The following is a 26,448-nucleotide window of genomic DNA, read 5'->3' as shown; positions in this document are numbered from 1 at the left end:
GGGTGCCCGGGAGTGCGGGGATCCGCACCCTCGGGCACCCGGAGCAGCGTGGTCAGGCCGGGTCAGGCGAGGTGCACGTTCTCGTGGCCCTCGGTCGACAGCTTCTCGTGCTTGACGTTGAGGAACCCGAACGTGATCGCGGCGGCGACGAGGATCATCGTCGCGCCCACGAGGTAGGCCTTGCCCGAGCCGTAGGTCTGCGCCTGCAGGCCGATGAACGCCTTCGCCTGCGCGATCTGGTCCGGGGACATGCCACCCGCGGCCGCCTTGGTCTGCAGCTCGGCGCCGAGCACACCGGCGCGGTCGGTGAGCGCGCTGGCGAAGACGGTGCTCAGGGTCGCCAGGCCCAGGGAGCCACCGACCTGCTGCATCGTGTTGAGGACGGCGGACGCGACGCCCGAGTCCTCCTGCGCCACCCCGGCCACGGCCGTGAGGGTCATCGGGACGAAGACCAGGCCCATGCCGAACGCCATGAGGATGATGAACGGCAGCAGGTGACCCGCGTAGGAGCTGTCGACCTCGAGCCGGGAGAACCCGAACATCGCACCGGAGGCGAGCAGCGCACCGGTGCCCGAGATGAAGCGCGGGTCGACGCGGGTCATCAGGCCCGAAGCGACCTGCGCCGCGATGACGATGCCGAACGAGAACGGCAGGAACGCGAAGCCGGCCTTGAGCGGGGAGTACCCGAGCACCTGCTGGATGTAGAGGCCCAGGAAGTAGAACATCGAGAACATCGCGGCACCGACGACGAGCATGACGATGAAGGAGACGCCACGCGTGCGGTCCTGGAGGATGCGCATCGGCAGCAGCGGGTGCTCCGAGCGGACCTCGATGACCATGAACAGGGCCAGCAGCAGGACACCGGCGACGAGCGTGCCGATCGTGACGCCGTCGGTCCACGAGGTGGAGGCGGCGTGGGTCAGGCCGTAGACGAGCGAGACCAGTCCGGCGGTGCCGGTGATGCCGCCGGGGACGTCGAGGCTGCCGCGGCCGCGCTCGGACTCACGCAGGACGCGCGGGGCGAGGAAGACGACGAGCAGGCCGATCGGCACGTTGATGAAGAAGGTCCAGCGCCACGACGCCTCGGTGAGCGCACCACCGAGGATGAGGCCGATGGCCGCGCCGGCACCGGACATGGCGGCATACACGCCCATGGCGCGGTTGCGCGCCTGGCCGGCGGGGAAGGTCGTGGTGATGAGGGCCAGCGCCGTGGGGGAGGCGAGCGCCGCACCGACACCCTGCAGGGCGCGCGCGCCGAGCAGGATGGCCTCGGTCTGGGCGATGCCTCCGATGAGGGAGGCGACGGCGAAGACGATGACGCCGGTCATGAAGACCTTGCGCCGGCCGAACAGGTCGCCGAGGCGACCACCGAGCAGGAGCAGGCCACCGAAGGCCAGCGTGTAGGCGTTGACCACCCAGGACAGGTTGCCCGGCGTGAAGCCGAGGTCGGTCTGAAGGTGGGGCAGGGCGATGTTCACGATGGTGCCGTCGAGGACGACCATGAGCTGGGCGGCGCTGATGACCGTCAGGGCGAGTCCGAGCCGCTTCGGAGCCTTCGACGACTCCGTGCTCTCGGGCGTCGAGGCGTGCTCGATCGCAGAGGTGGATGACATGGGTGTGTCCTTGGGTGGTGAGGAGGTGCCGCCCGCCGAGTGCGGGGGAGCCGTGTGGGTGAGCTGGTACGGGTGAGCTGGTACGGGTGAGGTGGTGAGTGGTGCTGGGTGCGGTCAGTCGCGCGGCAGCGTCGCTGCGCAGGCCGGGAGGACGACGCTGTCCACCAGGGTGACGAGCCGGTCCTGCGAGGGGTGGGACCCCGTCAGCATCGCCTCGTGGATGGAGATCGCCGGCAGCAGGCGCGCCAACGTGTCGAGGTCGGCGTCGTCGCCGATCTCCCCGCGCTGCTGGGCAGCGCGGAAGGGTCGGACCGCGGCAGCCATCTTCGGCCCGATGAGGCGCGTGATGATGGCGTCGTGGAGCTCGGGCTCGCGCTGCATGGCGTTCATCAGCGACCCGAAGACCTTGATCGGGCGGTCGTCGGACAGGCCGCCCTTGGCGCACGCCTGCGCGATGAGGTCACCGCGGAGGCTGCCGGTGTCGGGGTGGCGGTCCGCCTCGACGCCGAGCATGAGCTGCATGGCGTCGACGACGAGGTCGACCTTGGTCGGCCAGCGACGGTAGAGCGTCGCCTTCGACGCCTTGGCCGTCGCGGCCACCGCGTCGAAGCTCAGCCGGTCGTAGCCGTGCTCCACCAGCGCCTCGAGCGTCGCCTCGAGGATCTCGCGCTCGCGCTCGCCCTCGACCCGGGGGCGGCTGCGGGCCGGTTCCTCGGTGGTGGGGGTCGTGCTGGTGGTGGTCACGTCTGCCGTCCTTGGATGATACGAAACTGTTTCGTTTCATCCGAACAGTAGAACGCCGGGATCCATTCCCGCAACCTGCTCATGGTTTCTCCGCCGAACACCGGGGCCGCTGCCCGGAATCCCCTGTCATGCTGAGGCGTTGGCACTGTCGTACGACGAGGAACGCCGTACGCCAGATCGCGAACCACCCGAGATCCCACCGCTGGAGTCATCGTGCTGAACCCATCCGAGCTCTACCACTTCGAGACCGACACCGACCCGGAGGAGCTGCGCGCCTCCGTCATGGTCGTCGCCCTCGGCGGCTTCATGGACGCCGGACACACCCAGCGGCTGCTGACCGACCACCTGCTCGCGACCGCCGAGTCCACCGTCGTCGCGGCGTTCGACACCGACCAGCTGATCGACTACCGCAGTCGACGTCCTCCCATGGTGTTCGACACCAACCGGTGGCTGAGCTACGAGGACCCCTGCCTGGCCCTGCACCGGCTCACCGACCGCGACGGCACCCCCTACCTGCTGCTCACCGGTCCCGAGCCGGACTTCCAGTGGGAGCGGGTCACCGAGGCCGTGCGCCAGCTCGTGGTCCTGCTCGGGGTCGACCTGGTCGTCACCGCCCACGGCATCCCGATGGCCGTGCCGCACACCCGCCCGATCGGGCTGACGTCGCACGCCACCGACCCGCGGCTCGTGCCCGCCCAGGACAACCCCTTCGGGCGGATCGAGGTCCCGGGCAGCCTGTCCTCGCTGCTCGAGCTGCGCCTCGGGGAGTCCGGCCACGACGCGATCGGCTTCGCCGTCCACGTGCCGCACTACCTCGCCCAGGCGGAGTTCGCCGATGGTGCCGTGACCGCGCTCAACGCCATCACCGGGGCGACGGGCCTCAGCCTGCCGACCGACGACCTCATCGCCCAAGCCGGCCTCAACCGGGCGGAGATCGCCCGTGAGGTCGAGGGTTCGGAGGAGGTCTCGCAGGTCATCGCGGCGCTGGAGCGCCAGTACGACACCTTCAGCGAGGGACGCCAGAAGCCGAGCCTGCTCGCCACCGACGTGAGCGAGCTCCCGTCGGCCGACGAGATCGGTGCGGAGTTCGAGCAGTTCCTGCGCGACGTCTCCGACGAGGGTCCGTCCGCGAGCTGACCCGCGGCACAGGACGCACGAGGCCCCCGGCACCTGCCGGGGGCCTCGCTCTGTGCGGGGGGTCCTGACCCGCGGTGCCCGGCAGCAGCCGGACACGCGGAGGTATGGCGCGTCAGACCTTGGCGTGCTTGGCGCGGGCGAAGCTGTAGACACCGAAGGCGGCGAACCCGATCGCCATGATGACCAGCAGGGTGGTCCCGAAGGCCTCGTCCCGCAGCGACTTCAGGGCCCCGTCGAGACCGCTGGCCTCCTTGGCCTTCCTGTGGAACCCGGCGGCCGCGAAGAGGAACCCGACGATGACCAGGGCCGCACCCTTGGCGATGTAGCCGACCTGTCCGGCACGGGTCACCCAGGTGCCGGGGTGGTCGACGAGGTCCTCGAGGAACTTCTTCTTCGCGCCCTTGTAGACGTGGTAGGCGCCGACGGCGATGACGGCGATGCCGATGATGATGACGAGGACCCGGCCCCCGGGCTTGTCGAGGAGGCTGGCGGTGAAGTCGACGCTCTGCTTGCGGCTGCTGCTCTCCTTGCCACGGGCGAACCCGAACGCCGACCACGCGAGGGCGAGGTAGACGACGGCCTTGCCGCCGGCCTTGGCCCGACCACCCCAGGCGTCGGTGTCGTCACCGGGGTGGCCGACGATGGCGTCGGCGACCTGCCAGAGGGCCAGCCCGAAGAACCCGACCACACCGATCCACAGGGCGGCCCTCCCGGCGCCGTTGCCGGCGAGGGAGGACAGGGCGCCGCTCTGGTCGGCGTTCTTGCCCCCGCCGCCGAACGCGATCTGCAGGGTGATCCAGCCGATGAGCAGGTGCAGCATCCCACTCGTCGCGTAGCCCACCCGCGCAGCGGCCTCGAGGGCCGGGTGGTCGGAGGCCTGGGAGGCCGCCCGCTTGACGTCGTGTCCATCCATGGAGGACACCTAACCACCAACCGGGGCCGAAGATGGCCCGGCGGAGGGATTGCCTCGACCGGCCGGACGCTTCAGTCCTTGGCCTCGGACCAGCGGTGGATCACCGAGGCGTCGGCGACGAACCGCACCTGGGTCGACCCGGTCCAGCGGCGGGCGCTGTCGTCGAGGGCGGTCACCACCCGCGCCCTGGCCTCCTCGGCGTGCTCCTGCGGCACGTGGACGAGCAGCTCGTCGTGCAGGCAGAGCACGATCTGCGCACCGAGGTCGCGGGTGGTCGCACGGACCGTGGCCGCCCACGCCTTGAACAGCTCGGCCGCACTGCCCTGGATGACCGCGTTGCGGGCGAACCGGCCGCGCGCCGCGTCGTGGGCCGCAGCCCCCTCGACCGGCACGTCGGCCAGGACCGTGTCCAGGCGGATCAGCCGGCCCCCGAAGGTGCGCAGGGGTTCGCGACGCACCCCGGCGGCATACGCGTCGTCGAGGTAGCCCATGGCGACGGGGTAGGCGCGCTCGAGCCCCTTGAGGGCCTCGCCGGCTGCGCCGCTGCGCTGCCCGTACATCGCGGCGAGGACGGCGATCTTGGCGACCGGGCGCTCGACCCCCAGGGTGGCGGCGACCGGGGCGTAGAGGTCGTCCGCCCGGGTCGCGGCGGCGAACGCCGCGTCACCGGCGACCACGGCCAGCACCCGGGGCTCGATCTGCCCGAGGTCGGCCCGGACGAAGACGTGTCCGGGGCGCGCCGCCACGGCGGGGCGCAGGGCTGCGGGGAGGTTGTGCAGGCCGTTCTGGGCGGTCATCCGCCCGGCCGCACCGTCGCACGCGGTCCATCCTCCGCGGAGCCTGTCGTCGGGCCCGACGTGGGTGTCGAGCCAGGTGTGGCCGTACGTCGTGGCGATGCGTTCGGCCTTGCGCCACTCCAGCAGCGCGCCCACGACCGGGTGGGTGTCGCGGAACGGCTCGAGCACCCACTTGCGGGTGTTGGGCACGACGACCCCCACCGAGGCCAGCAGCTCGCGCACCTGGACGGGGTTGCGCAGGTCGGTGGACTCCCGCCCGGGGGTGTGCACGAGCACCGCTGCGTCGCGCTCGGCCCGGATCCGCCGTGCGTCGCCTTCGTCGGTGGGACGGGGGCCGGCGCTCGCAGCGATCAGCGCCTCGGCGGCGCCCCGGTCGATGGGGAGGCCGTCGCGGGCCAGCTCCACGCAGAGGTATGCCGCGGCCGACTCCGAGTGGGCCGCAGCGACGCTGCGCGGCCCGACGGACTCGAGGGCGGTGGCCTGGGCGGTGGCGCAGTCGATCGCGGCCCGGCCCCAGGCGAGCAGCACGGGGTCCGGCGGCCGCCACGTCGGCGTCCCTGCGTCGGGGGTGAGGTAGGCATCGGGGCGCACGACCCCGTCGGTGGGCGACTCGTCGGCGGTGTGGAAGTCGAACAGGTCGCCCCGCGAGGCCTCGGGGAGGGCGCCGCGATCCAGGCCGTGCACGGCGGCCCACGCGGTCTGCGGTGAGGCGTCCCACCCGCCGAACAGCAGGCGGTGCGCCTCGGCGACGTCCCAGCCGCGGGCCAGGGGCACGCGGGCCGCCACCAGGGGCGCGGCGTCCACGGCGGCGGCCCACCAGACGAACCGCGTGCTCCCCTGCGCCACGAGCTCCTGCGCGCGGGCGGCGGCGTCGGCCGCGGTCAGCACGCTCGAGGCCTCGGGGCCGACGAGCGCCACCCGACCGTCGGGTGCGGTCACGAACGCGACGAGGGGAGAGGCCATGGCAGCGCCATCCTGTCAGGTCGCCCGGACACCTCGGCCGGGCGGACCGGTGAACGATTGAAGAGCGGGCAAACCCCCATACGCCGGGCCAATCGGGCAGAGTGCCGGGAGGCCCGATCCGCAGGGCCGGTGCACCACCCCCCCCACACCAGGAGGCATCCCCATGTCCCACAGGACCCACCGACCACGACGACTCGCCGGTGCGGCGTTCGCGGCCTCGGCCGCGCTGCTCGCGACCGCGATGTTCGCGTCGGGCAGCGCCAGCGCCTCGCCGACGGCGCAGGACGCGTCGACGCCCGTCCCCGTCGTCACGCCTGACGGCACCCTGATGAGCTACGTCGTCAACGCCAAGGTCGCGAACCCCGGGCAGACCGCCCTCGTCGAGAAGGCCGTCGTGGCCTCGGGCGGCGTCGTCGTCCAGTCGTGGCCCCAGATCGGCGTCGTCATCGCCCACTCCGACCGCGCCGCCTTCCGCAGCGATGTGCGCAAGCACGGTGGCAACGCCGTCCAGTCCGTGGGAGCCAGCCGCACCGCGCCCGTCAAGGAGGGCACGCCGACCGGGTTGGGCGCCTCGTGGGGCCCGGGGGCCTCGGGCTACAAGCAGGGCCACGCCAAGCCGGCCAACGGCGACCTGTCCGGCGCCATGACCACTCCCGCCGCGCCGGCGGCGGACCCCCGCGAGGCCGAGCAGTGGGACATGGTGCAGATCAAGGCCGACCAGGCCCACAAGATCACCGACGGCGACCGCAACGTCGTCGTGGGTGTCCTCGACAGCGGCATCGACCCCGACCACCCGGACCTGGCCGCCAACATCGACGTCGCCGACTCGGTGAGCTGCACCGGCGCAGGGCGGCCGGACCAGTCGGCCGGCTCGTGGTACCCGACGACCTCCGACCACGGCACGCACGTGGCCGGCACCATCGGCGCCGCGCGCAACGGAGTCGGCATCGTCGGGGTCGCCCCCAACGTGCGCATGGCTGCGGTGAAGGTCGTCAACGACGACGGCTTCATCTACCCGGAGTACGCCATCTGCGGCTTCGTGTGGGCGGGCCAGCACAAGATGGACGTCACCAACAACAGCTACTACATCGACCCGATGGAGTTCTGGTGCGGTGACCAGCCCGACCAGGCTGCCGTCCTCGAGTCCGTGAGTCGTGCGGTGGCCTGGTCCACCAAGCGCGGTGTCGTCCATGCGGCGGCGGCCGGCAACTCCGCCAAGGACCTCGCCAACAAGACCAACGACACGGCGAGCCCCAACGACACGACGCCGATCCCGCGCCAGATCAACAACGGCTGCAAGGACATCCCGACCGAGCTGCCGGGTGTCGTGACCGTCTCGGCGACCAACCGCGCCGAGCAGCTGGCGTCGTTCAGCAACCGCGGCCTCGGCGTCATCGACGTCGCCGCACCGGGTCGGACCATCCTGTCGACCGTCGTGGCGAACAACGGCTACGGCACCAAGAGCGGTACCTCGATGGCGTCCCCGCACGTCGCGGGAGTGCTGGCGCTGATGAAGTCGGCGCACCCGACGTGGACGCCGGAGCAGATGGTCGCCAAGCTGCGCGCCCAGGCCGACGACCGCGCGTGCGCCGCGCCCGAGGGCGGCACGAGCATCCCGTGCACCGGTCCGGCCTCGGACAACAGCTACTACGGCGAGGGCATCGTCGACGCCCTCGACGCGGTGCGCTGACCGGTCAGCCGACCGAGCAGCTCAACGGCGCGAAGCCGCGGTCCCCTGAGGGGGCCGCGGCTTCGTCGTCTCCCCGCGCCATACCGGGCGGAGTTCGGACTCGGAGTCGGAAACCGTTGCTAGGACTGGGACTTCAGCGCCACCTGCCGCTTGATGCGGCTCAGCATCCCCACCATGCCACGCAGCCGCAGCGGGGACACCGCCTCGCCGAGCGAGAACTGGTACGGCGCAGCCTCGGGGACGGCGAGCACCTCGGCGACGGTCAGCCCGTCGAGGCCCTCGTGGAGGATCCCCGCGAACCCGCGGGTCGTGGGCGCCTCCGGCGGGGCGGAGAAGAACAGGTGCACGGGCCGGTCGCCCGGGCGGTCCGCCGGCTCGTCGTCGACCTCGACGGCGAGGAAGATCGGCGACTGGCACTCGTGCACCTGCTCCATCGAGTCGAGCGACCCGGCATACCGCTCGGGCAGCTCGGGCAGGCCCTCGCTGAACTCCAGCAGCAGCTGGAGCCGTTCGTTCGCGGTGAGCTCGGCGAAGTCGTCGGCGACCTCACGCATCGCCGGCGGGAGGTCGACGGTGTCGGTCACTTCGGCGCGCCCTGCTCGACCGGGACGCGGACCGAGTTGCCCCACTCGGTCCACGAGCCGTCGTAGTTGCGGACCTGCCCGAAGCCGAGCAGGTGGGTGAGGACGAACCACGTGTGCGAGGAGCGTTCCCCGATGCGGCAGTAGGCGATCGTGGCATCGGCGGGGGACAGGCCCTGCTCGGTGAGGTAGATGGCCTCGAGGTCCTCGCGGGACTTAAAGGTCCCGTCCTCGTTGGCCGCCCGCGCCCACGGCACCGAGCGCGCACCCGGGATGTGACCGCCGCGCATGGCCCCCTCCTGCGGGTAGTCGGGCATGTGCAGCAGCTCGCCGCTGAACTCGCCGGGGGAGCGGACGTCGACCAGCGCACCACCGAGGTGGGCGAGGACGTCCTCCTTGAACGCGCGGATCGGAGTGTCGTCGCGCTCGACGACCGGGTATGCCGCGTCGCCGGTCAGCGGCGCGACCTGCGGCACGTCCTTGGTGAGCTCGCGGCCCTCGGCGACCCACTTGGCGCGGCCGCCGTCGAGCAGGCGCACGTCCTCGTGGCCGAACAGGCTCATCACCCACAGGGCGTAGGCCGCCCACCAGTTGTTCTTGTCGCCGTAGACGACGACCGTGGTGTCGCGGGAGATGCCTCGCGCCGACATGACGGCGGCGAACTGCTCGGCGTCGACGTAGTCGCGCACCACGGCGTCGTTGAGGTCCTGGTGCCAGTCGAGCTTCAGCGACCCGGGGATGTGGCCGGTGTCGTAGAGGAGCACGTCCTCGTCGGACTCGAGGACGACGATGCCGTCGGGCCCGCCGACCTTCCCGGCCTCGACCTGCTCGGCCAGCCACTGCGTGCTGACCAGCCGCTCGGGGTGCGCGTACGCGGCGAAGGCGGACTCGGTGGTGGACGTGGTGGGGGTGGACTCGGTGTGGTCGGCCATGCTCCCAAGGCTAAACCTGCTGGTCCCGGGACTGCGTGGCAGGATGGTCGGGACGCCCGCGCCAGCGGTCGCAGGGCACGGGTTCGCAGACCCGGACGGACGACGACAGGGAGTACAGCGTGGCTTTCCTCGGGTTGGGCAAGGACGGGTCTGGGGCGAAGGTTCCTGCACTCGAGCAGGCCAGGGCCGGCAAGGAGGACACGGGGATGTTCACCGGCGCCGTCACCGGGCTCGTCGAGAACCTCCTGGACGTCGGGATCGACGGCAAGGGGCCGTTCGACTCCGCGCAGAAGATCGCCGACGTCAAGCGTGCGGAGCGTCCCGACGCCGAGGACGCCGTCGACGCGGTGGTGCGCGGACACCTCAAGCTCGCCGCGGCGGGCGGGTTCGTGACCGGGCTCGGCGGGTTCATCACCCTCCCGGTCGCCCTGCCGGCCAACGTCGTCGAGTTCTACCTCGTCGCCACCCGCATGGTCGCCTCCATCGCGTCGCTGCGCGGGTACGACATCAAGCAGCCGGAGATCCGCTCCGCCGTCCTGCTGACCCTCGTCGGCGCTGACGCCGACGACCTGCTCAAGAAGGCCGGCGTGATGTCGACCGGGCGGCTGTCGAACCTTGCGGCGCAACGACTTCCCGGCCCGGCCCTGATGGTCGTCAACAAGGCGGTCGGCTTCCGGTTGCTGTCGACGGCCGGCAAGAAGACGCTGACGCGGTTCGGCAAGGGGGTCCCGGTGCTCGGCGGCGTCGTCGGCGCCGGCCTGGACACCTACCTCCTCAAGCGGATCGCCGACCACGCGCGCCACGAGTTCCCGAAGCGCGCGACCGGGCTCTGACGGCCGGGAATGTCTGGCCCGCACGACTCGTTGGGACCCGTGTTCGGGCGCGGTCGGCGCCCGTGCCGTCCGTCCCACCGACCAGCACCGCTGACACCCCTGGAGACGACATGGCCGTGAACCGCCTCGGAGCCTTCCGCACCATCGCCACCGCCCTGCGCACCGCCCTGCGCCCCGGTTCGCCCGGGTTGGGGGAGCGGTTCGCCAGCCTCCCGCGCCTGCTGCGCGCGACCTTCCGGGGGGAGTACCGGGGCAGCACCCGTGGACGCCTGCTCATGATCGCTGCAGCGGTTGCCTACGTCGTGTCGCCGATCGACCTCGTGCCCGAGGCGTTCCTGTCCGTCCTGGGCCTCGCCGACGACGCCGTCGTCGTGTCGTGGCTCGCCGCGGCCTTCATCAACGAGACCGAGGGCTACCTGCGGTGGGAGCGCACCGTCCGGGGGACGGCCCACCCCGCCGACGGGTATGCCGCGGCCCAGGAGGAGCCGTACGGCTCGAGCCGGCAGCAGGGTCGCACGGTGCCGGGGCACGTCGTCCGGTGACCGCGGTGGGCGGCTGACGGCAGTCGTTCGGCGACTGGGGTGACTGGTCGACCGAGGTGGCTCGTCGATCGCGCGGGCTCGCCGCCCCCCCGGGTCGTCCGTCCACAGGTGGTGGTCACCCGACGGGGTGTCCACAGGCCGCCCCGGACGCCCTGGGTCCTCGGCGTCCGGCCCACCACCGTGGTGGCCATGGAACCGATCCGTCTCGCCGGACCCGCCGACGTCCTTGCCGTCCTGCCCTACCAGCTCGGGTACCACCCCAGCGAGTCCCTCGTCGCGATCGCCCTGCGTGAGCGCCAGATCGGTCTCGTGGAGCGGATCGACCTGCCACCGCAGGACGCCGTGGAGGACGCCTGCACGGCCCTGGTGCCACCGCTGCTGAGGGAGGAGCCCGACGGGGTGCTGCTCGTCGGGTACGAGTCACGACCGGGCGACGCGCTCCCGCTCGCCGACGCGGTCCGGGACGCCCTCGTCGCGGCCGACGTCCCGGTCCTCGACCGCCTCGTCGTCCGGGATGGCCGGTGGTACGCCCCCGACTGCGACCGCGGCTGCTGCCCGAGCGTCGGCCACGAGCAGGACGTCCCGCGGGCCGTCCCGGCCGTGGCGCAGTTCGTCGCCCTAGGGGTCGCCCCCCTGCCCGGCAGGGAGTCGCTGGCGCAGCTCGTCGCCGCCGACCCGTCCCGGACGCCGGCGGTGGCCGCCGTGCTCGAGGACCTCGGGGCACGCGCCGATGGCCGTTCCTTCGGCGGGCGTGCGGTCGCCGTCCACCGGCTCAGGCACCTCGCCACCTGGGCCAAGGTCCTCGATGTCGCCGGCGCGGACCAGTTCCGCGGTGCGTTCGAGCTGGGCCCCGAAGAGGTGGCCCTCCTCGTCGCAGGTCTGCGGGACGTGGAGCTGCGCGACGCCGTCATCGCCTGGGTCTGTCCGGGCACGCTGCCGTTCGACGCGCTGTCGGTCGACCTCGTCGACGCCCTGCACAGCTGCCTCCCTGAGCCGGCCTGGCTGCAGGGTGGGGGAGAGCGTGCTGCCGTGGGAGGACGCCGGGTCCTGTCCCGGCTGCAGGCCGTCGCCCGCGCGGTGCCGGACGATGACTGCGCCGCCGTCCTCACGGTGCTCGCCAACCTCGCCTGGTGGTTGGGGGACGGGGCGCTGACCCGCGTCGCGCTCGACCGCGCCCTCCAGCACCACCCGGGGTACCGGCTCGCCCGCCTGCTGGAACGCATGGTCGACCTCGGGGTGCGCTCCCGGCCGGCGGCCGAACCCCCGCCGCGACACGGGTTCGGCTCCGTGCCCGGAGGCCTGTCGGCCTGACCGGACGAGGTCGTCCTCCTCCCTCCGGTCCAGTGTCCGGACGGGCCGGACACCTCGACGCGCGGCTCGTATGATGGTCGGCAGGTCATGAGTCCCAGCACCAAGCCCCGGCTTGCTGGGCGGCAACCCTCCTCGCGGTGGGGTGCCCCGGGTGAGGACCCGGCCGGCCCTGTCCTGGGCGGCAAGCGCGATGGCCACAGGAGCACCCTCATGACGACCACCTCCCGACCCCCGACGACGACCGGGGCCTGGCGTCCCGGGGACCCGGTGGGTGACCGGCGGTTCGTCGCCCTCGGCGCGGTCGAGCTCGAACGCGGCGGGGTGCTGCCCGACGTCACCCTCGCCTACGAGTCGTGGGGGGAGCTCAACGCCAACCGTGACAACGCGATCCTGGTCGAGCACGCCCTCACTGGAGACAGTCACGTGACCGGGGTGGCCGGGCCGGGCCACCCGACCCCTGGTTGGTGGGACGGCCTCATCGGCCCGGGCCGCCCGCTGGACACGGACCGCTTCTTCGTCGTGGCCGTCAACGTGCTCGGCGGCTGCCAGGGGAGCACCGGCCCCGCCTCACCGGCTCCCGACGGGCGCCCTTGGGGGAGCCGCTTCCCGTTCGTGACCGTGCGGGACCAGGTGCGGGTCGAGGCCCTGCTCGCCGACCGCGTCGGCGTCGAGAGGTGGCACCTGGTGCTCGGCGGGTCGATGGGAGGGATGCGCGCCCTCGAGTGGGCGGTGACCCATCCCGACCGCGTGGCCTCCGCGCTGGTGCTGGCCAGCACGGCCTACGCGTCGGCCGAGCAGATCGCCTGGTGCCAGGCCCAGCTGCTCGCGATCCGCAGCGACCCGCACTTCCACGGCGGCGACTACTACGACCAGGAGACCGGGCCCGACACCGGACTCGGCATCGCCCGGCGCATCGCCCACGTCACCTACCGCAGCGAGATCGAGCTCCACGAGCGCTTCGGCCGCTCGGCGCAGGGTGAGGAGGACCCGCTCGGGGGGAGGGGGCGCTACGCGGTGGAGTCCTACCTCGACCACCACGCCGGCAAGCTCGCGGGCCGGTTCGACGCCAACTCCTACGTCGTCCTGACCGAGGCCATGAACTCCCACGACGTCGGCCGGGGGCGGGGCGGTGTCGAGGCCGCGCTGGCCCGCATCACGGCGGACGTCGTCGTGGTGGCGGTCGACTCCGACCGGCTCTACCCGCCGCGCCTGTCCCACGAGATCGCGGACGCCGTCCCGGGTGCGGTCGTCCACACCGTCCACTCCGACTACGGCCACGACGGTTTCCTCATCGAGCTGGAGCAGGTCGGTGCCATCGTGGTGCGGGTTCTCGGGGACCCTGCCTGACCGGGTGATTTCCGGTAGCGTCGGCCGCGCGGCCACTGCCGCAGCTGTCGACGAACGAGGAGGTTCCCGTGGCCATCGTTGTGGGGTATGTCCCGACGAAGGAAGGGCGAGCGGCGCTACGACGCGCGGCGGACGAGGCGCTGCTGCGCAAGTCCAAGCTCATCGTCATCAACTCCAACCGTGGAGGCCGGGACTACGACAGCGACGAGGCCCAGCGGTTCGAGGCCGAGCTCTCGCGGATCCAGGGCCAGCTCGACGACCAGGGGCTGGTGCACGAGGTGCGCCAGCTGGTCCGGGGCAACGAACCCGCCGAGGACCTGATCGCCGTCGCGGAGGAGGAGCACGCCGAGTTCATCGTCATCGGGCTGCGTCGACGCACCCCGGTCGGGAAGCTCATCCTCGGGTCGAACGCGCAGCGCATCCTGCTCGACGCGTCCTGCCCGGTCCTGGCGGTCAAGGCCGACGCGTAGGCGCCACGAACGACGCGATCGGGCCGCGAACGGCCCGAATTCGTGCACGAATGCGGGAATGAGCGCCTTCTCGTTTTACAATGTCTGGAACGAGGTCGCGCAGGGCACTCCCGCCCGGTCTCGGCAATACTTCCGCCCCCGCAGTTGTTGTCGTAGGCATGCCCCGCCATGCCCGTGATGGCGTGCGCCGTGCCGCGATCCCGCGACGAAAGGTAGTCCGTGTCGCCTGTGTCCAAGAAGGCTGCGAGCCCCGCACCGTCTCTCCCCACCGAGTTCACCCATCCAGCCCTGCAGCAGCTGCTCATGCAGGGCCGCACCAACGGCTCGGTCGACAGCGGCGCGCTGCGTGAGGCGCTCGAGGGCGCCGAGGTCCCGCCGAAGCGGATGAAGGTGGTGCTGCGTTCGCTGGACGAGCAGGGCATCACCGTGACCCTGGACGCCGCCACCGCCTCGCGTGCCGTTGCTGCGACGACGACCCGTCGCACCGCGACCGCGCCCGCCAAGAAGGCGGCCGCGAAGACGACCAAGGCGGCAGCCAAGCCTGCCGCGGCCGACGACACCGCGAAGACGGCGACCAAGACCGCTGCCAAGCCCGCCACCAAGGCTGCGGCCAAGGCGACGACCACGAAGAAGGCGGCTGCGGCCGCTGCCGAGCCGGTCAAGCCCGCGGCCAAGAAGGCTGCGGCGAAGACCGCGAAGACGGCCAAGGCCGCTGCCGGCAAGGACGACGCGCCGGTCGTCGACGGCGAGGAGCTCGCGGACGCCGAGCCGACCGATGTCGTCGAGGCCGAGCTCGAGGACGTCGTCATCGAGGACGAGACCGACGACAAGAAGAAGGACAGCGACGAGGAGGAGTCCTCCTCGGGCTTCGTCCTGCGCGACGACGACGAGGACGACGCCCCGGTCCAGCAGGTCGTGACCGCCGGCGCCACCGCCGACCCGGTCAAGGACTACCTCAAGCAGATCGGCAAGGTCGCCCTCCTCAACGCCGAGCAGGAGGTCGAGCTCGCCAAGCGCATCGAAGCCGGCCTGTTCGCCGAGGAGCGGCTCAACTCCGGCGACAAGATCGACATGAAGCTCAAGCGTGAGCTCTGGTGGATCGCCCAGGACGGCAAGAAGGCCAAGAACCACCTCCTCGAGGCCAACCTGCGCCTCGTGGTCTCGCTGGCCAAGCGCTACACCGGTCGCGGCATGCTGTTCCTGGACCTGATCCAGGAGGGCAACCTCGGTCTGATCCGTGCGGTCGAGAAGTTCGACTACACCAAGGGCTACAAGTTCTCGACGTACGCGACGTGGTGGATCCGTCAGGCCATCACCCGCGCCATGGCCGACCAGGCGCGCACCATCCGCATCCCGGTCCACATGGTCGAGGTCATCAACAAGCTGGCGCGGGTGCAGCGCCAGATGCTCCAGGACCTCGGGCGCGAGCCCACCCCGGAGGAGCTCGCCAAGGAGCTCGACATGACCCCGGAGAAGGTCGTCGAGGTCCAGAAGTACGGCCGCGAGCCCATCTCCCTGCACACGCCGCTCGGCGAGGACGGTGACAGCGAGTTCGGTGACCTCATCGAGGACTCCGAGGCGGTCGTCCCGGCCGACGCCGTGAGCTTCACGCTCCTGCAGGAGCAGCTGCACTCGGTGCTGGACACCCTCTCCGAGCGCGAGGCCGGAGTGGTCTCGATGCGCTTCGGCCTGACCGACGGCCAGCCCAAGACGCTCGACGAGATCGGCAAGGTCTACGGCGTGACCCGCGAGCGGATCCGCCAGATCGAGTCCAAGACGATGAGCAAGCTGCGTCACCCGAGCCGGTCCCAGGTCCTGCGCGACTACCTGGACTGAGCAGACCCGCCGCCGACGCCGGCGTCGGCTCGGCCTCGAAAGGTCAGGCGCCCCACCGGGCGCCTGACCTTTCTGCGTCCCACTGTGCGTCGGGTGGTCACCCCGGCCCCTGGTCACCGCGGCCCGTGGTCACCGCGGCCCGTGGTCACCTCGGCCCGTGGTCATCTCGGCCCCTGGTCACCTCGGCCCCTAGTCACATCGGGTCATTGCCTGCGCCCCCACCGTGGTGATCCGCTAGGACGTGGCGACCGGAGGGGCGGGGGATCACATGCGGCGATCGCGGCGAGGGCTGGCGCTGGTGGTGGTGCTCGGCGTCCTGGGGCTGACCGGGTGCTCGAGCAGCATGGGGGGCGGGACGACGCCGACACCGACGCCGGCACCGGCACCGGCACTCAACGCCTGCCTGCAGATGAGCTCGGTGAGCGATCTCGCTCAGGCCGCGGCGGTCGACTGCGGGACTCCCCACGAGGGCCAGGTCTACGCCGTGGTCGGGCTGCCACCTGGTCTGACCGACCCGGCGGACCGCACCCAGCTCGGGCGCCTCGACCCGAACGCGGTCTGTCCCAACCTGCGCCCCTGGGTCGGGTACTCCGGTGCCGTCCCGCTGGGGGTCCTGCGGACGTGGCGCTTCCCCACCCGGGAGCAGATCGCGGCAGGGGCCCGGTGGACCGCGTGCGTGGCCGTGGTCGGGCTGGCCCCGGACCACAAGACACTGAGCCGGACGGTCGGCTCCCTCAACGGCCGGCTCACGGGCAAGACCAACCCTCTTCCCAGCCTCCTGGGCCGGTGCGCGCAGACGCACACGGCCAAGGCGTTCAGCCCGGAGAAGTGCGAGCTGGGGTCCGCGCAGTGGGTCTGGCTCGGGGAGCACAAGAAGCCGACCGGGGCGTTTCCCGGGAAGGCCGCGGCGAAGAAGGTCGCCGACGCCGGCTGCCGCGCGCTGGTGACCAGGTACGGCCGGGGAGGGGGCTGGGTGGCCTACCCGACCACGGCGAAGGCGTGGGGTTCGAGCGCTGCCGACTGGTCCTGCTGGCTGCAGATGTCCCAGCTGAGGTCCTGAGCGCCCGCCGCAGGCAGGGGGGAGTCCGTCACGGGGCTCCGGCGGCCGCCGCTGGTCCTAGCTGCGGCCGCCCCGGGCTTCGGCCCGGCGCTCGGCGCGGCGTTCCTGCCAGCGGTCCCACGGCGTGCGCGCCACCCGGGCGGCGCGTTCGCGGCGCTCGCGCCACTCGAGCAGGCCCTCGCTCGGCCACCACGCGGCCCGCAGCCGGTCCTTGCGGCGGCGCACCCCGGAGACGGCCTTGACGACCTCGTGGGTGTCGGGCCGCACGTCGGTCACCGTCGTGCCCGGGGGCGCGTACCGGGACCGTTCCACGCCGTCCACGACCCGGCGCAGCGCCTGGGTCTGCTCACCCTCGAGGTAGGCCTCGCGCTGGTAGAACCGACCGGCCTGCCGCGGGGTGCTCCCCCGAGGGGGGATGACGCCGAGGTCGCCGAGGCGTTCGACCATGGCCTGCCACTCGATCTCCACCCGGGTTGCCTCGTCGGGGGCGTCCTTGAGCCGTCGGCGCAGCCGCGAGCGTGCGGCCAGCGGCACGGCCAGCGATCCGAGGATCCCGGCCACCAGGGCGAGGAGCACCCACAGCAGCACCGTCCGGGTCTGCTGTCCGAGGAACGACGAGCTGTCGCTGTTGGACCCCGAGGTGGACGTCGGGTCCTGGGCACCGGGGTCGTTGGCGCCGTCGACCCGGGTGTTGGACGACACCGAGCTGCTGCCGCTCGCCGTCGACGAGGGGTTGGTGGGGTCGGGGGTGGTGGGAGCCAGCGAGTAGGGCGGTGCGACGGTGTTCTGCGTACCCGAGGGCGTGGGTTCGAAGCGCAGCCACCCGACCCCCTCGAAGAACAGCTCGGGCCACGCGTGCGCGTCCGAGGCGCGCACGGTGTACGTGCCGCGGTCGGCCGTCCCGGGCAGGAAGCCGATGGCCATGCGCGCAGGGATCCCGCTCTCGCGCGCCATCATCACCATCGCGGTGGCGAACTGCACGCAGTAGCCGACCTTGCTGCGCAGGAACAACGAGATCGGGTCGGGCGCCTCGGACTGTCCGAACTCGTTGGTCACGGTCTTCGGGAGGGTGAGGGAGTAGGTGAAGCCGCCCCCGGTCCGCAGGTAGCTCTGGATCGCCCGGGCCGCCTCGATCCGGCTGGCGCCCTCGGGCACGACCTTGGCCACGAGGTCGCGCACCAGTGGCTCGGACTCGGGGTCGACCTGCAGCTCGGGCGGCAGCAACGCGCCGGTCGCACCCTGCACGCCCTGGTCGAGGGTCTGCGCGCTGGGGTTGAGGGCCAGGTAGGTGAAGCTGTACGAGCTGGCCGTCCGGTTTACGCTCGCGACGGAGGTCTGGCGGTCCAGGCCCCACGCGACGCCGTCGAGGTCACCGGAGACCAGCGGGGTGGGTGCCGCGATCTGGGGTGCCTCGATGCGGGACTCGTCGACCGAGATCCGGTAGGTCTCGCGCGGGACGCTGTCGTCGAGCTCGGGCGGGAGCTGCAGGTCGGGACGGCGCGTGTAGCGCACGTCCGCGTCGTCGGGTCGCCACTCGTCGTTGGCGTAGTTGACCAGCACCCCGACGCGCAGCGGCGTGAGGATCGGGGCGTTGGTCGTGTACGACAGGACCGGGGCCTTGGACGGGTTCCCGAGGCTGCGCTGGAGGTCGAGGGTCGTCTTGAGGCCGATCTGGCCGTCGCTGAACCCGGCGGCGTCGCTCGACCGCCCCAGGCCGTCGATGAGGTAGCGCGTGGGGAAGTGGGGGATCACGACGGGGAGCGCGACCGCGGTGACGAGGCCGGCCACGGCCAGCGTGCGTCCCACCGCGGCATACCCGTAGGCGCCGTCGTGGTCCTCGGAGGAGCGGCGGCCGGTCGTGCTCATCGGGGTCGTGGTGCTCCACCGGCGCAACGAGGAGATGCCCTGGCGACCGAGCATCAGCAGCCAGACGCCTCCGGCGGCGACGAAGTACATCGGGTTGAGCGACTCGCCGGAGTTGGAGGCCGAGATGAGGAAGGCGGTGAGCAGGGGGAGGCCGGCCATCGCCGGGGAGCGACGCATGACGGCGAGGTGGTCGACGATGACGGCAGCCACACCGATGGCTAGGCCGATGCCGAGGGTGACGCCGCGGTTGGTGGGCGCGGGGGCTGCGTAGTTCTGCACCGTGAGCCGGGCGTCCACGAGCAGGTTGTTGAACGCCAGGACCATGTCGGGCGTGGGCAGGCCGTACCAGAGGTGCCCGCGGCCGTGGAGCCAGCTGGCGACCAGGACGATGCCGGCGAGCTGGGAGAGTGCGACGAGGACCCACGACGTCGTGAGCATCCGGGCGGCGATGCCCGTCAGCACGACCACCAGGATCACGGCGAGCGTGGGCCGGACCCACGTGTTGGGGGTGAAGAGCGTCGTGATCGGCCAGGCGACGACGGCGGAGGCCGCCCCGGCGAGCAGGGACTCGGGAACGCGTCCGCGGCTCATGCGACGCCCACCCTCGCCGACCCACCGGACAGGACACCCCAGACGGAGGCGAGGTCGTCACCGGAACCCACGACCGCCACCCCCCACCCGGCGCCCCGCAGGACCGGGACGCAGGCGAGCTCGGAGGCAGCGCCGGGTCGGCGCCGCGACGCCCCGAACCCGTGCGGGTCGAGCACGATGGCCAGCGCGGTGCCGCCCGGCTGGCGCAGCGAGGCGACCTGGCGGGCCACCTCCTCGTCGAGGTCGGTCACGACGGCCAGGACCAGGCCACCGGACGCGGTGACGGGGTGGGCGGACTGGAGCACGTCGGCGAACTGGTCCTCCGAGCCGGGCTCGGCCATGGCCAGGACGTCCAGCAGCGGGTCGACCTCCATCGCCGTGGCGGCGCGGCTGTCGTCGGCGGTCTCGTCGCTGACGAGGTGCACGGCATACCCCTGGTCGAGGAGGTGGACCGCGATCGAGGCGCACGCGGTCACGGCGTACTCGAACGACCCCGAGCTGCCGGACCCGTGGTGGCCGCGGGAGCGCGAGTCGAGGACGATCGCCGCACGACGGCGCGCCGGACGGTCCTCCTGGCGCACCATGAGCTCACCGGTCTTGGCCGTGGCCGGCCAGTGGATGCGGCGCAGGTCGTCGCCGTCACGGTAGGAGCGGATCGAGACGTCGTCCTCGCCGTGGAGGGCGACCATGTGGGGTATGGCGCCCTCGGCACCGACACCGCTGCCCGGCGGGAGCCCGCCGCCCAGGGGGAGGATGCGGGGCAGCACGAGCACGTCACTGGCACCGGAGATCGCTGCGACCCGGGTGCTGAGCCCGAACGGGTCGCGGAGGCGGACGCCGAGCGGACCCAGGCGGTGACGTCCCCGGACGTGGGAGCGCACCGTGTAGTGGATCTCCTGCCGGTCACCACGACGAAGGCGCGGGACGACGAACCGGGGTCGGTCACCGAGGGCGTAGTCGAGCTGTTCCTCGGCCATGAGCAACGGGCTCGCGGCGCCACCGGCGTTCTCGATGCCGAGGGTGACCACCGACTGCTCGTCGACCTGGATGCGTCCGGGCACCGCGGTGCGCTCGAGCGCGAACCGCAGGTCGTGCCGTCGCATGAGCAGCCCGCTCAGCAGGGGGAGCGCGACGAGCAGCACGCCGATCCGGGTCAGGTCGGTGAACCCGAGCCCGATCCCGCACAGCACCAATGTGATTCCCGCCGCGACGAACGCCCGCCCGCGGGTGGTGAGGAGGTCGCGAAGTCTGCGCACGGCGCAGCCTCAGCGGCCGGCCGCAGGGACCGGCACCCGCCGCATCAGGTCCTGGAGGACCTCGGCGGTGCTACGGCGGGCGAGCTGGGTCTCCCCCGTGGGGATGACGCGGTGCGCCAGGACGTGGACGACGATGGCCTGGACGTCGTCGGGCAGCACGTGGTCCCGACCCTCGAGGGCGGCGTGGGCCCGGGCCGCGCGCAGCATGTGCAGCGTCGCGCGCGGTGAGGCGCCCAGCCGCAGGGCCGAGCTGGATCGGGTGGCCGAGGAGAGGTCGACGACGTACTGCTTGATGGCGTCGCTGGTGAACACGGAACGGACCGCCTTGACCATGGCGGTGATCGTCGCGGCATCGGTGACCGGGCTGAGCGTCTCCAGCGGGGAGACCTGGCCGTGGCTGTCGAGCATGGCGACCTCGGCGCGGGACGAGGGGTACCCGAGGGAGATGCGGGCCATGAACCGGTCGCGCTGGGCCTCGGGGAGGGGGTAGGTGCCCTCCATCTCGATGGGGTTCTGCGTCGCCATGACGATGAACGGCTTCGGCAGGTCGTAGGTCTGGCCGTCGACGGTGACCTGGCCCTCCTCCATCGACTCGAGCAGGGCGGACTGGGTCTTCGGGGAGGCGCGGTTGATCTCGTCACCCACCACGACGTTGGCGAAGATCGCCCCCGGCCGGAACTCGAAGTCGCGCACGTCCTGGTTGAAGACGCTGACACCGGTGATGTCGCTGGGCAGCAGGTCGGGGGTGAACTGCACGCGCCGCACCGAGCAGTCGATGGTCTTCGCCAGCGTCTTGGCCAGCATCGTCTTGCCGACGCCCGGCACGTCCTCGAGGAGAAGGTGCCCCTCGGCGAGCAGCACGGTGATCGCCGTGTGCACCACGTCCGGCTTGCCCTCGATGACCGAGTTCATGGCCCGCGCGAGCCGCCCGGCCACCTCGGTCACCTGGCTCAGCGATGCGGGGGAGCCGGCCGGGAACGACAGCAGGCTCTCCGGTCCGGTGGCGGGTGAGCTGCCCGCCCCCTGCCGCCCGCCGGTGCCGAGCTGGTTCCCTGCGGAACCGCCCATCGACCCGTGGGGGCCCCCGCCCTGGTCCTCATACCCACCCTGCACAGGCTGTCCTTCCGTCGATTCCGTCGGCGCCACGCTGCGCCCTGCGGATGGTCCCGATCTTTCCCCACATTGCCCCACCGGGACAGCAGGTATGCCGTCTCGTGACCTCACGGGGCTGGTTCGGGAACGCCCGGGCCCCCGTTTCGGTGCCCGGATCGTCCCCGAGGTTCCACCCACCGGTCAATCGTCGCCGAAAGCCGGGACGACGGGCCAATCAGGTGGTCCGGGACCGTCACGGCGCACCACTTTCCACCACCAGTCTGACCTGCAGAAACAGCCGAAAGGATGAGGAAAACGTGCGGAAGTGGGTACCTGTGGGGGTGAGGGTGGAGTAAAGTGGGGGAAACAAGAGGGCCGTGGGGTCCTGTGGTCGCAGTGAGGGGAGGGGTGCACCGTGTTCCTCGGGACGCACAGCCCCCGCCTCGACGAGAAGGGCCGCCTGTTCCTGCCCGCGAAGTTCCGTGAGCGGATGGCCAGCGGGCTGGTCGTCACCCGGGGCCAGGAGCGCTGCCTCTACGTCTTCCCCATGCAGGAGTTCGTCCGCGTCACCGAGCAGATGCAGTCGGCGCCGACGACCAGCAAGGCCGTTCGTGACTTCACCCGCGTCTTCCTCTCCGGGGCCTCGGACGAGGTCCCCGACAAGCAGGGTCGCGTGACCATCCCCGCCACCCTGCGCGCCTACGCCGGCCTGACCCGCGACTGCACCGTCATCGGCGCCGGGTCGCGGGTCGAGGTCTGGGACACCGACGCCTGGAACGCCTACCTCGAGAGCACCGAGCAGGGCTTCGCCGACCAGTCCGAGGAGGTGATCCCGGGCCTGCTGTGACGCACCCGCCGGGCACTCGTGCCCGCGGCCCCTGCAGCCAGGTCTCCAGCCGCTTCACATCCCGGGACGACTTCCCCCGTCCCGGGCCGCACGGAGCGGATGGGGACCTGACCGCAGGGTCCACCACAGCAGGACCGGGCGCACCGCCCCACCCAGCACCACCGGCACCACCCCAGCAGGACCCGGACACCACCCCAGCAGGACACGAGCAGGACACGAGCAGGAGCAGCGCGATGAACTCACGAGGAATGGCCGCCGACCGGCACATTCCCGTCCTGCGCGACCGCATCGTCGAGCTGCTCGCCCCCGCCCTCACCGAGCCCGGTGCCGTCTACCTCGACGGCACCCTCGGCATGGGCGGCCACGCCGAGGCGATCCTCGAGTCCTGCCCGCAGGCCCGCGTCGTCGGCATCGACCGCGACCGGGAGGCCCTCGCGCTCGCCGCGGAACGCCTCGACCGCTTCGCCGGCCGCACCACGTTCGTCCACGCCGTCTACGACGAGGTGCCGCGAGCGCTGGCCGAGGCCGGGGTCACCCACGTCGACGCCAGCCTCTACGACCTCGGTGTCTCCTCGTTGCAGCTCGACGAGACCGACCGCGGGTTCTCCTACAGCCAGGACGCGCCGCTCGACATGCGGATGGACCAGTCCACCGGGATCACAGCGGCCGAGGTGCTCAACACCTACTCGGCGGCCGACCTCGAGGGCATCCTGCGCGAGTTCGGCGAGGAGCGGTTCGCCAGGAAGGTGGCCGGTGCCATCGTGCGCGAGCGCGAGACGGAGCCGTTCACCACGTCCGGCCGCCTCGTCGACCTCCTCAAGAAGGCCGTGCCCGCCGCCTCCCAGAAGAGCGGGGGACACCCCGGCAAGCGGACCTTCCAGGCGCTGCGCATCGAGGTCAACGCCGAGCTGTCCGTCTGGGCCCGGGCGCTGCCGCGCGTCATCGACGCCCTCGGCGTCGGCGGCCGGGTGGCCGTCCTGTCCTACCACTCGCTCGAGGACCGCATCACCAAGCGCGTGCTGGCGCAGGGAGCCAAGGGGAGCAGCCCGGAGGGCCTGCCCGTCGAGCTCCCCGAGCACGCGGCATACCTGCGGCTGCTCACGCGTGGCGCCGAGGAGGCGCCCGCCGACGAGCAGGCCGCCAACCCCCGATCTGCCTCGGTGCGCCTGCGGGCCGCCGAACGCACCCGACTTTCCACTGCAACGAAGGGAACCCACCGATGAGCCAGCAGACTGCGACGGCGAGGGTCGCATCTCGGGCACCACTGCGGCGGCAGGTGTCGCCCCAGCCGCTGCGGGTCGTGCCGGCGGCGATCGGCCAGCCGGGCAACGGCGTGTTCGCGGCGCTGTGCATGACCCTGCTCGTGGCCGGCCTGGTCGCCCTCCTCATGCTCAACACCGCCATGGCAGAGGGGTCGTTCACCCTGCACCGTCTCCAGGCGACCTCCGGTGAGCTCACCGACACCCAGCAGGCCCTCACCCAGGCGATCGACGCCCAGCGCAGCCCGGCCAACCTCGCGGCGCGGGCCGCCAAGCTGGGGATGGTGCCGGCCGACTCGGCCGCGTTCCTGCGCCTCAGCGACGGGAAGGTCCTCGGCGTGGCGAGCCCGGCCAAGAAGCAGGCCGGCTTTACCGTGGTCACGGCTCCGGAGGCGACGTCCGCATCGTCCGCCGCGGCGAAGAGCACGGGGCCGAAGACCACCGTCAGCACGAAGGGGGACGTGACGACGACGACCGAGAAGGTCACCAAGCCGGACGGGTCGCTCGTCACTACGGTGACCAGCGTCGACGCGAAGACGAAGACGACCACCAGCACCAGCACCACCACCCCGGCGAAGAAGGCGACCACGACGCCGACGCCCGCCACCCCGAAGCCCTGATCGAAGCCCCGATCGAAGCCCCGACCAGACCCTGATCAAGCCCTGACCCAGACACGAGGTACCCAGTGACGCAGACCCGAGGCACTCGCCCCGGAGCCCCGCGCCCTCGTCCTGCGAACGGTGAAGCACCCCGTCGACGTCCGGCACCCGGCGCCGCCGCTGGCAAGGAGCGGGCGACCTCGACCAAGGCCGGCCGTCCCGCAGCGGGCGGCACCCGCGCCCGGTCCGAGGCGGCCCCCGGTCGACCGGTGCCCCGCAAGCGCCCGGTGGCACCCCAGCGCCCCGCCTCGCCGCCGCGTCGCCCCCTGGGCCGTTCGGTCAGCCTGGACGGGTCGAACCCTCGTCGACGGATGCGGTCGATGACGGTGGCGATCCTGTTCGTCTTCAGCATCTTCGGGGCCCAGCTGCTGCGGCTGCAGGGGTTCGACGCCTCGGCGGTCTCGGCCGACGCCCAGACCAACCGCACGGCCACGGTGGCCCTGCCCGCCATGCGCGGGAGCATCGTCGACCGCAACGGCACCATCCTCGCCTCGAGCATCGAGCGCCGGACGGTCACGGTCGACCAGACCGCCGTGCCGAAGTACATCAAGTCGGTCAACGGCGTCCGCGCCACCGTCGGCGTCGCCGGGGCCGCTCAGGACCTCTCCCCGCTGCTCGGGGTGCCCGTCGACCAGCTCGTCACCGAGCTGACCGGCACCTCGCGCTACCGCGTGCTGGCCAAGAACATCACGCCCCTGAACTGGCGCAAGATCTCCGAGCTCGGCATCAACGGCATCTACTCCGAGGCGACCTCGGACCGCAACTACCCGACGTCGACCGCGGCTGCGTCCCTCGTGGGCTTCGTGCAGTCCGACGGTTCCGCCGGTGGTGGGCTCGAGGTGCTGATGAACTCCACGCTCAAGGGCAAGGCCGGTCGGACGATCTTCGAGCAGTCCCAGGACGGCCGCGCCATCCCGAACGCCCGGTCCGAGACCACCGAGCCGGTCCCCGGCAAGGACGTCAAGCTCACCATCGACTCCGACCTGCAGTGGTTCGCGCAGAACGCAGTGGCGCAGAAGGTGATCGAGACCAAGGCGCTGTCCGGCACGGTCGTCGTGCAGAACGTCAAGACGGGTGAGCTGCTCGCGGTCGCGTCCTACCCGACGTTCGACCCGAACCAGCCGGGTCAGGACCCGGAGAACTGGACCAACAAGGCGTTCAACGACGTGTACGAGCCCGGCTCGACGGGCAAGGTCATCACGGCGGCGGCGGCGCTCGAGGAGGGGGCCGTGAACCCGTCGGAGGTGGTCGAGGTCCCCAACCGGATCCACCGCTCCGGCACGGAGTTCAAGGACAGCCACGACCACCCGACGGAGTACCTCACCTTCGCGGGCGTGCTGGCCCAGTCCAGCAACATCGGCACCATCCTCGCCGGGGAGAAGGTCAAGGCCTCGACGATGTACTCCTACTTCAAGAAGTTCGGTCTCGGGTCGACCTCGGGCATGGGCTTCCCGGGTGAGGGACCCGGCCTGCTGACCGACTACAAGGACTGGAGCGGCTCGCAGCGCTACACCGTGCTCTTCGGCCAGGGCCTGTCCGTCAACGCCCTCCAGGCCGCCGGCGTCTTCCAGACCATCGCCAACGACGGGGTCCGCATCCCCCCGCGGATCGTCGCCGCCACGAGCGACGGGCACGGCACGTTCACGCCGGTCCCGAAGGCCAAGGGCGTCAAGGTGGTCTCCGCGGAGACGGCGAAGAAGGTCCGCGACATGCTCGAGGGCGTCGTCGGCAAGGAGGGGACCGCCCCCGAGGCGAAGATCCCCGGCTACCGCGTCGCGGGCAAGACGGGTACGGCCGACCGGTACGACGCCAAGGTGGGTGGCTACTCGGGCAAGACGGCGAGCTTCATCGGCTTCGCCCCCGCCGACGACCCAGAGATCGTCGTCGCCGTGACGCTGCAGCGCCCGATCAAGGGCTACTTCGGCGGTGTCGTCGCGGGTCCGGTGTTCAAGGACGTCATGACCTACGCCCTCCAGGAGCTCCAGATCCCGCCGACCGGCACGAAGTCGCCGACGGTGAAGGTCAAGGCCGACCAGACCCCCGACCCGTCCGACGCCACGGTGCTGCGGGACCGGGGCTCTGACGCAGCCCGGTCGCGGCCCTGACGGT

The 26,448-nt window shown here is 71.9% G+C and carries 22 protein-coding genes and 1 riboswitch; of the genes, 13 read left to right on the top strand and 9 right to left on the bottom strand.

What is annotated here, in order from left to right; all coding sequences use genetic code 11:
- Positions 1-62: 62 nt before the first annotated feature.
- Positions 63-1,613, bottom strand: a complete 1,551-nt coding sequence (locus tag ACYVKF_RS19580) for an MFS transporter (RefSeq protein WP_460968656.1) — start codon at positions 1,611-1,613, stop codon at positions 63-65.
- Positions 1,614-1,727: 114 nt separating this feature from the next.
- Complete coding sequence (locus ACYVKF_RS19575; protein ID WP_056914977.1) at positions 1,728-2,357, bottom strand: TetR-like C-terminal domain-containing protein; 630 nt, start codon at positions 2,355-2,357, stop codon at positions 1,728-1,730.
- A 213-nt stretch (positions 2,358-2,570) separates the two neighbouring features.
- Here ACYVKF_RS19575 and ACYVKF_RS19570 point away from each other — a divergent pair, with 213 nt between their 5' ends.
- Entirely contained in the window at positions 2,571-3,494 is a 924-nt protein-coding gene (locus ACYVKF_RS19570) for a PAC2 family protein (RefSeq protein ID WP_460968655.1), read from the top strand.
- A 112-nt stretch (positions 3,495-3,606) separates the two neighbouring features.
- Here ACYVKF_RS19570 and ACYVKF_RS19565 read toward each other — a convergent pair whose 3' ends face one another.
- Together ACYVKF_RS19565 and ACYVKF_RS19560 are read right to left on the bottom strand one after the other, a co-directional pair.
- On the bottom strand, positions 3,607-4,407 hold the full coding sequence (locus tag ACYVKF_RS19565) for a DUF1206 domain-containing protein (protein ID WP_460968653.1): 801 nt from the start codon (positions 4,405-4,407) through the stop codon (positions 3,607-3,609).
- Between the two features lie 71 nt (positions 4,408-4,478).
- On the bottom strand, positions 4,479-6,167 hold the full coding sequence (locus ACYVKF_RS19560; protein ID WP_460968651.1) for a DNA polymerase: 1,689 nt from the start codon (positions 6,165-6,167) through the stop codon (positions 4,479-4,481).
- A gap of 163 nt (positions 6,168-6,330) precedes the next feature.
- Here ACYVKF_RS19560 and ACYVKF_RS19555 point away from each other — a divergent pair, with 163 nt between their 5' ends.
- Entirely contained in the window at positions 6,331-7,857 is a 1,527-nt protein-coding gene (locus ACYVKF_RS19555; protein WP_460968649.1) for a S8 family peptidase, read from the top strand.
- Positions 7,858-7,976: 119 nt separating this feature from the next.
- On the opposite strand, the gene ACYVKF_RS19550 is transcribed toward ACYVKF_RS19555, so the two are convergent.
- Both ACYVKF_RS19550 and ACYVKF_RS19545 read right to left on the bottom strand, forming a co-directional pair.
- Entirely contained in the window at positions 7,977-8,441 is a 465-nt protein-coding gene (locus ACYVKF_RS19550; RefSeq protein WP_460968647.1) for a SufE family protein, read from the bottom strand.
- Complete coding sequence (locus ACYVKF_RS19545) at positions 8,438-9,370, bottom strand: sulfurtransferase (protein ID WP_056914972.1); 933 nt, start codon at positions 9,368-9,370, stop codon at positions 8,438-8,440. The genes ACYVKF_RS19550 and ACYVKF_RS19545 overlap by 4 nt, the downstream gene beginning before the upstream one ends.
- A 119-nt stretch (positions 9,371-9,489) precedes the next feature.
- On the opposite strand from ACYVKF_RS19545, the gene ACYVKF_RS19540 reads away from it, so the two are divergent.
- The 7 genes from ACYVKF_RS19540 to ACYVKF_RS19510 all read left to right on the top strand — a co-directional run bounded on the left by ACYVKF_RS19540 (position 9,490) and on the right by ACYVKF_RS19510 (position 16,769).
- Positions 9,490-10,203 (top strand): EcsC family protein, encoded by a 714-nt coding sequence (locus tag ACYVKF_RS19540; RefSeq protein WP_369796176.1) that lies wholly within the window; start codon positions 9,490-9,492, stop codon positions 10,201-10,203.
- Positions 10,204-10,319: 116 nt separating this feature from the next.
- Positions 10,320-10,745, top strand: coding sequence for a YkvA family protein (locus ACYVKF_RS19535; protein ID WP_460968644.1), 426 nt, complete (start codon positions 10,320-10,322; stop codon positions 10,743-10,745).
- 189 nt (positions 10,746-10,934) lie between these two features.
- Positions 10,935-12,056, top strand: coding sequence for a DUF4192 domain-containing protein (locus ACYVKF_RS19530; RefSeq protein ID WP_460968642.1), 1,122 nt, complete (start codon positions 10,935-10,937; stop codon positions 12,054-12,056).
- 83 nt (positions 12,057-12,139) lie between these two features.
- Positions 12,140-12,250, top strand: a riboswitch (SAM riboswitch).
- A gap of 16 nt (positions 12,251-12,266) precedes the next feature.
- Complete coding sequence (gene metX, locus ACYVKF_RS19525; RefSeq protein ID WP_460968640.1) at positions 12,267-13,403, top strand: homoserine O-acetyltransferase MetX; 1,137 nt, start codon at positions 12,267-12,269, stop codon at positions 13,401-13,403.
- A gap of 68 nt (positions 13,404-13,471) precedes the next feature.
- Positions 13,472-13,873, top strand: a complete 402-nt coding sequence (locus tag ACYVKF_RS19520; protein WP_056914969.1) for a universal stress protein — start codon at positions 13,472-13,474, stop codon at positions 13,871-13,873.
- 219 nt (positions 13,874-14,092) lie between these two features.
- Positions 14,093-15,709: an RNA polymerase sigma factor gene (locus tag ACYVKF_RS19515; RefSeq protein WP_460968637.1), complete on the top strand. Its 1,617-nt coding sequence runs from the start codon at positions 14,093-14,095 to the stop codon at positions 15,707-15,709.
- A gap of 268 nt (positions 15,710-15,977) precedes the next feature.
- The gene (locus tag ACYVKF_RS19510) at positions 15,978-16,769 is read left to right on the top strand and encodes a hypothetical protein (protein ID WP_460968636.1); all 792 of its coding nucleotides are present in this window, start codon (positions 15,978-15,980) and stop codon (positions 16,767-16,769) included.
- Positions 16,770-16,826: 57 nt separating this feature from the next.
- Here the strand turns inward: ACYVKF_RS19510 and ACYVKF_RS19505 are convergent, their stop codons facing one another.
- Genes ACYVKF_RS19505 through ACYVKF_RS19495 form a run of 3 tightly spaced genes read right to left on the bottom strand, consistent with a single transcriptional unit; the run spans position 16,827 to position 21,595 of the window.
- Positions 16,827-19,226, bottom strand: coding sequence for a transglutaminase TgpA family protein (locus tag ACYVKF_RS19505; protein WP_056914967.1), 2,400 nt, complete (start codon positions 19,224-19,226; stop codon positions 16,827-16,829).
- Positions 19,223-20,482: a DUF58 domain-containing protein gene (locus ACYVKF_RS19500; RefSeq protein WP_056914966.1), complete on the bottom strand. Its 1,260-nt coding sequence runs from the start codon at positions 20,480-20,482 to the stop codon at positions 19,223-19,225. The genes ACYVKF_RS19505 and ACYVKF_RS19500 overlap by 4 nt, the downstream gene beginning before the upstream one ends.
- 9 nt (positions 20,483-20,491) lie before the next feature.
- Positions 20,492-21,595 carry an AAA family ATPase gene (locus tag ACYVKF_RS19495; RefSeq protein WP_235529038.1) on the bottom strand — a complete coding sequence of 368 codons (1,104 nt, stop codon included), beginning with the start codon at positions 21,593-21,595 and terminating at the stop codon, positions 20,492-20,494.
- 394 nt (positions 21,596-21,989) lie between these two features.
- On the opposite strand from ACYVKF_RS19495, the gene mraZ reads away from it, so the two are divergent.
- The 4 genes from mraZ to ACYVKF_RS19475 all read left to right on the top strand — a co-directional run bounded on the left by mraZ (position 21,990) and on the right by ACYVKF_RS19475 (position 26,444).
- Complete coding sequence (mraZ, locus tag ACYVKF_RS19490) at positions 21,990-22,421, top strand: division/cell wall cluster transcriptional repressor MraZ (protein WP_056914965.1); 432 nt, start codon at positions 21,990-21,992, stop codon at positions 22,419-22,421.
- A 233-nt stretch (positions 22,422-22,654) separates the two neighbouring features.
- Positions 22,655-23,644 (top strand): 16S rRNA (cytosine(1402)-N(4))-methyltransferase RsmH, encoded by a 990-nt coding sequence (gene rsmH / locus ACYVKF_RS19485; protein ID WP_460968633.1) that lies wholly within the window; start codon positions 22,655-22,657, stop codon positions 23,642-23,644.
- Positions 23,641-24,300 carry a hypothetical protein gene (locus ACYVKF_RS19480; RefSeq protein ID WP_460968631.1) on the top strand — a complete coding sequence of 220 codons (660 nt, stop codon included), beginning with the start codon at positions 23,641-23,643 and terminating at the stop codon, positions 24,298-24,300. The genes rsmH and ACYVKF_RS19480 overlap by 4 nt, the downstream gene beginning before the upstream one ends.
- Before the next feature lie 359 nt (positions 24,301-24,659).
- Entirely contained in the window at positions 24,660-26,444 is a 1,785-nt protein-coding gene (locus ACYVKF_RS19475) for a peptidoglycan D,D-transpeptidase FtsI family protein (RefSeq protein ID WP_460968629.1), read from the top strand.
- Positions 26,445-26,448 lie beyond the last annotated feature (4 nt).

The sequence above is a fragment of the Pedococcus soli genome (assembly GCF_054782575.1).
Note: the sequence above shows the minus strand (reverse complement) of the source record. Positions and strands in the feature narration are given on the sequence as shown.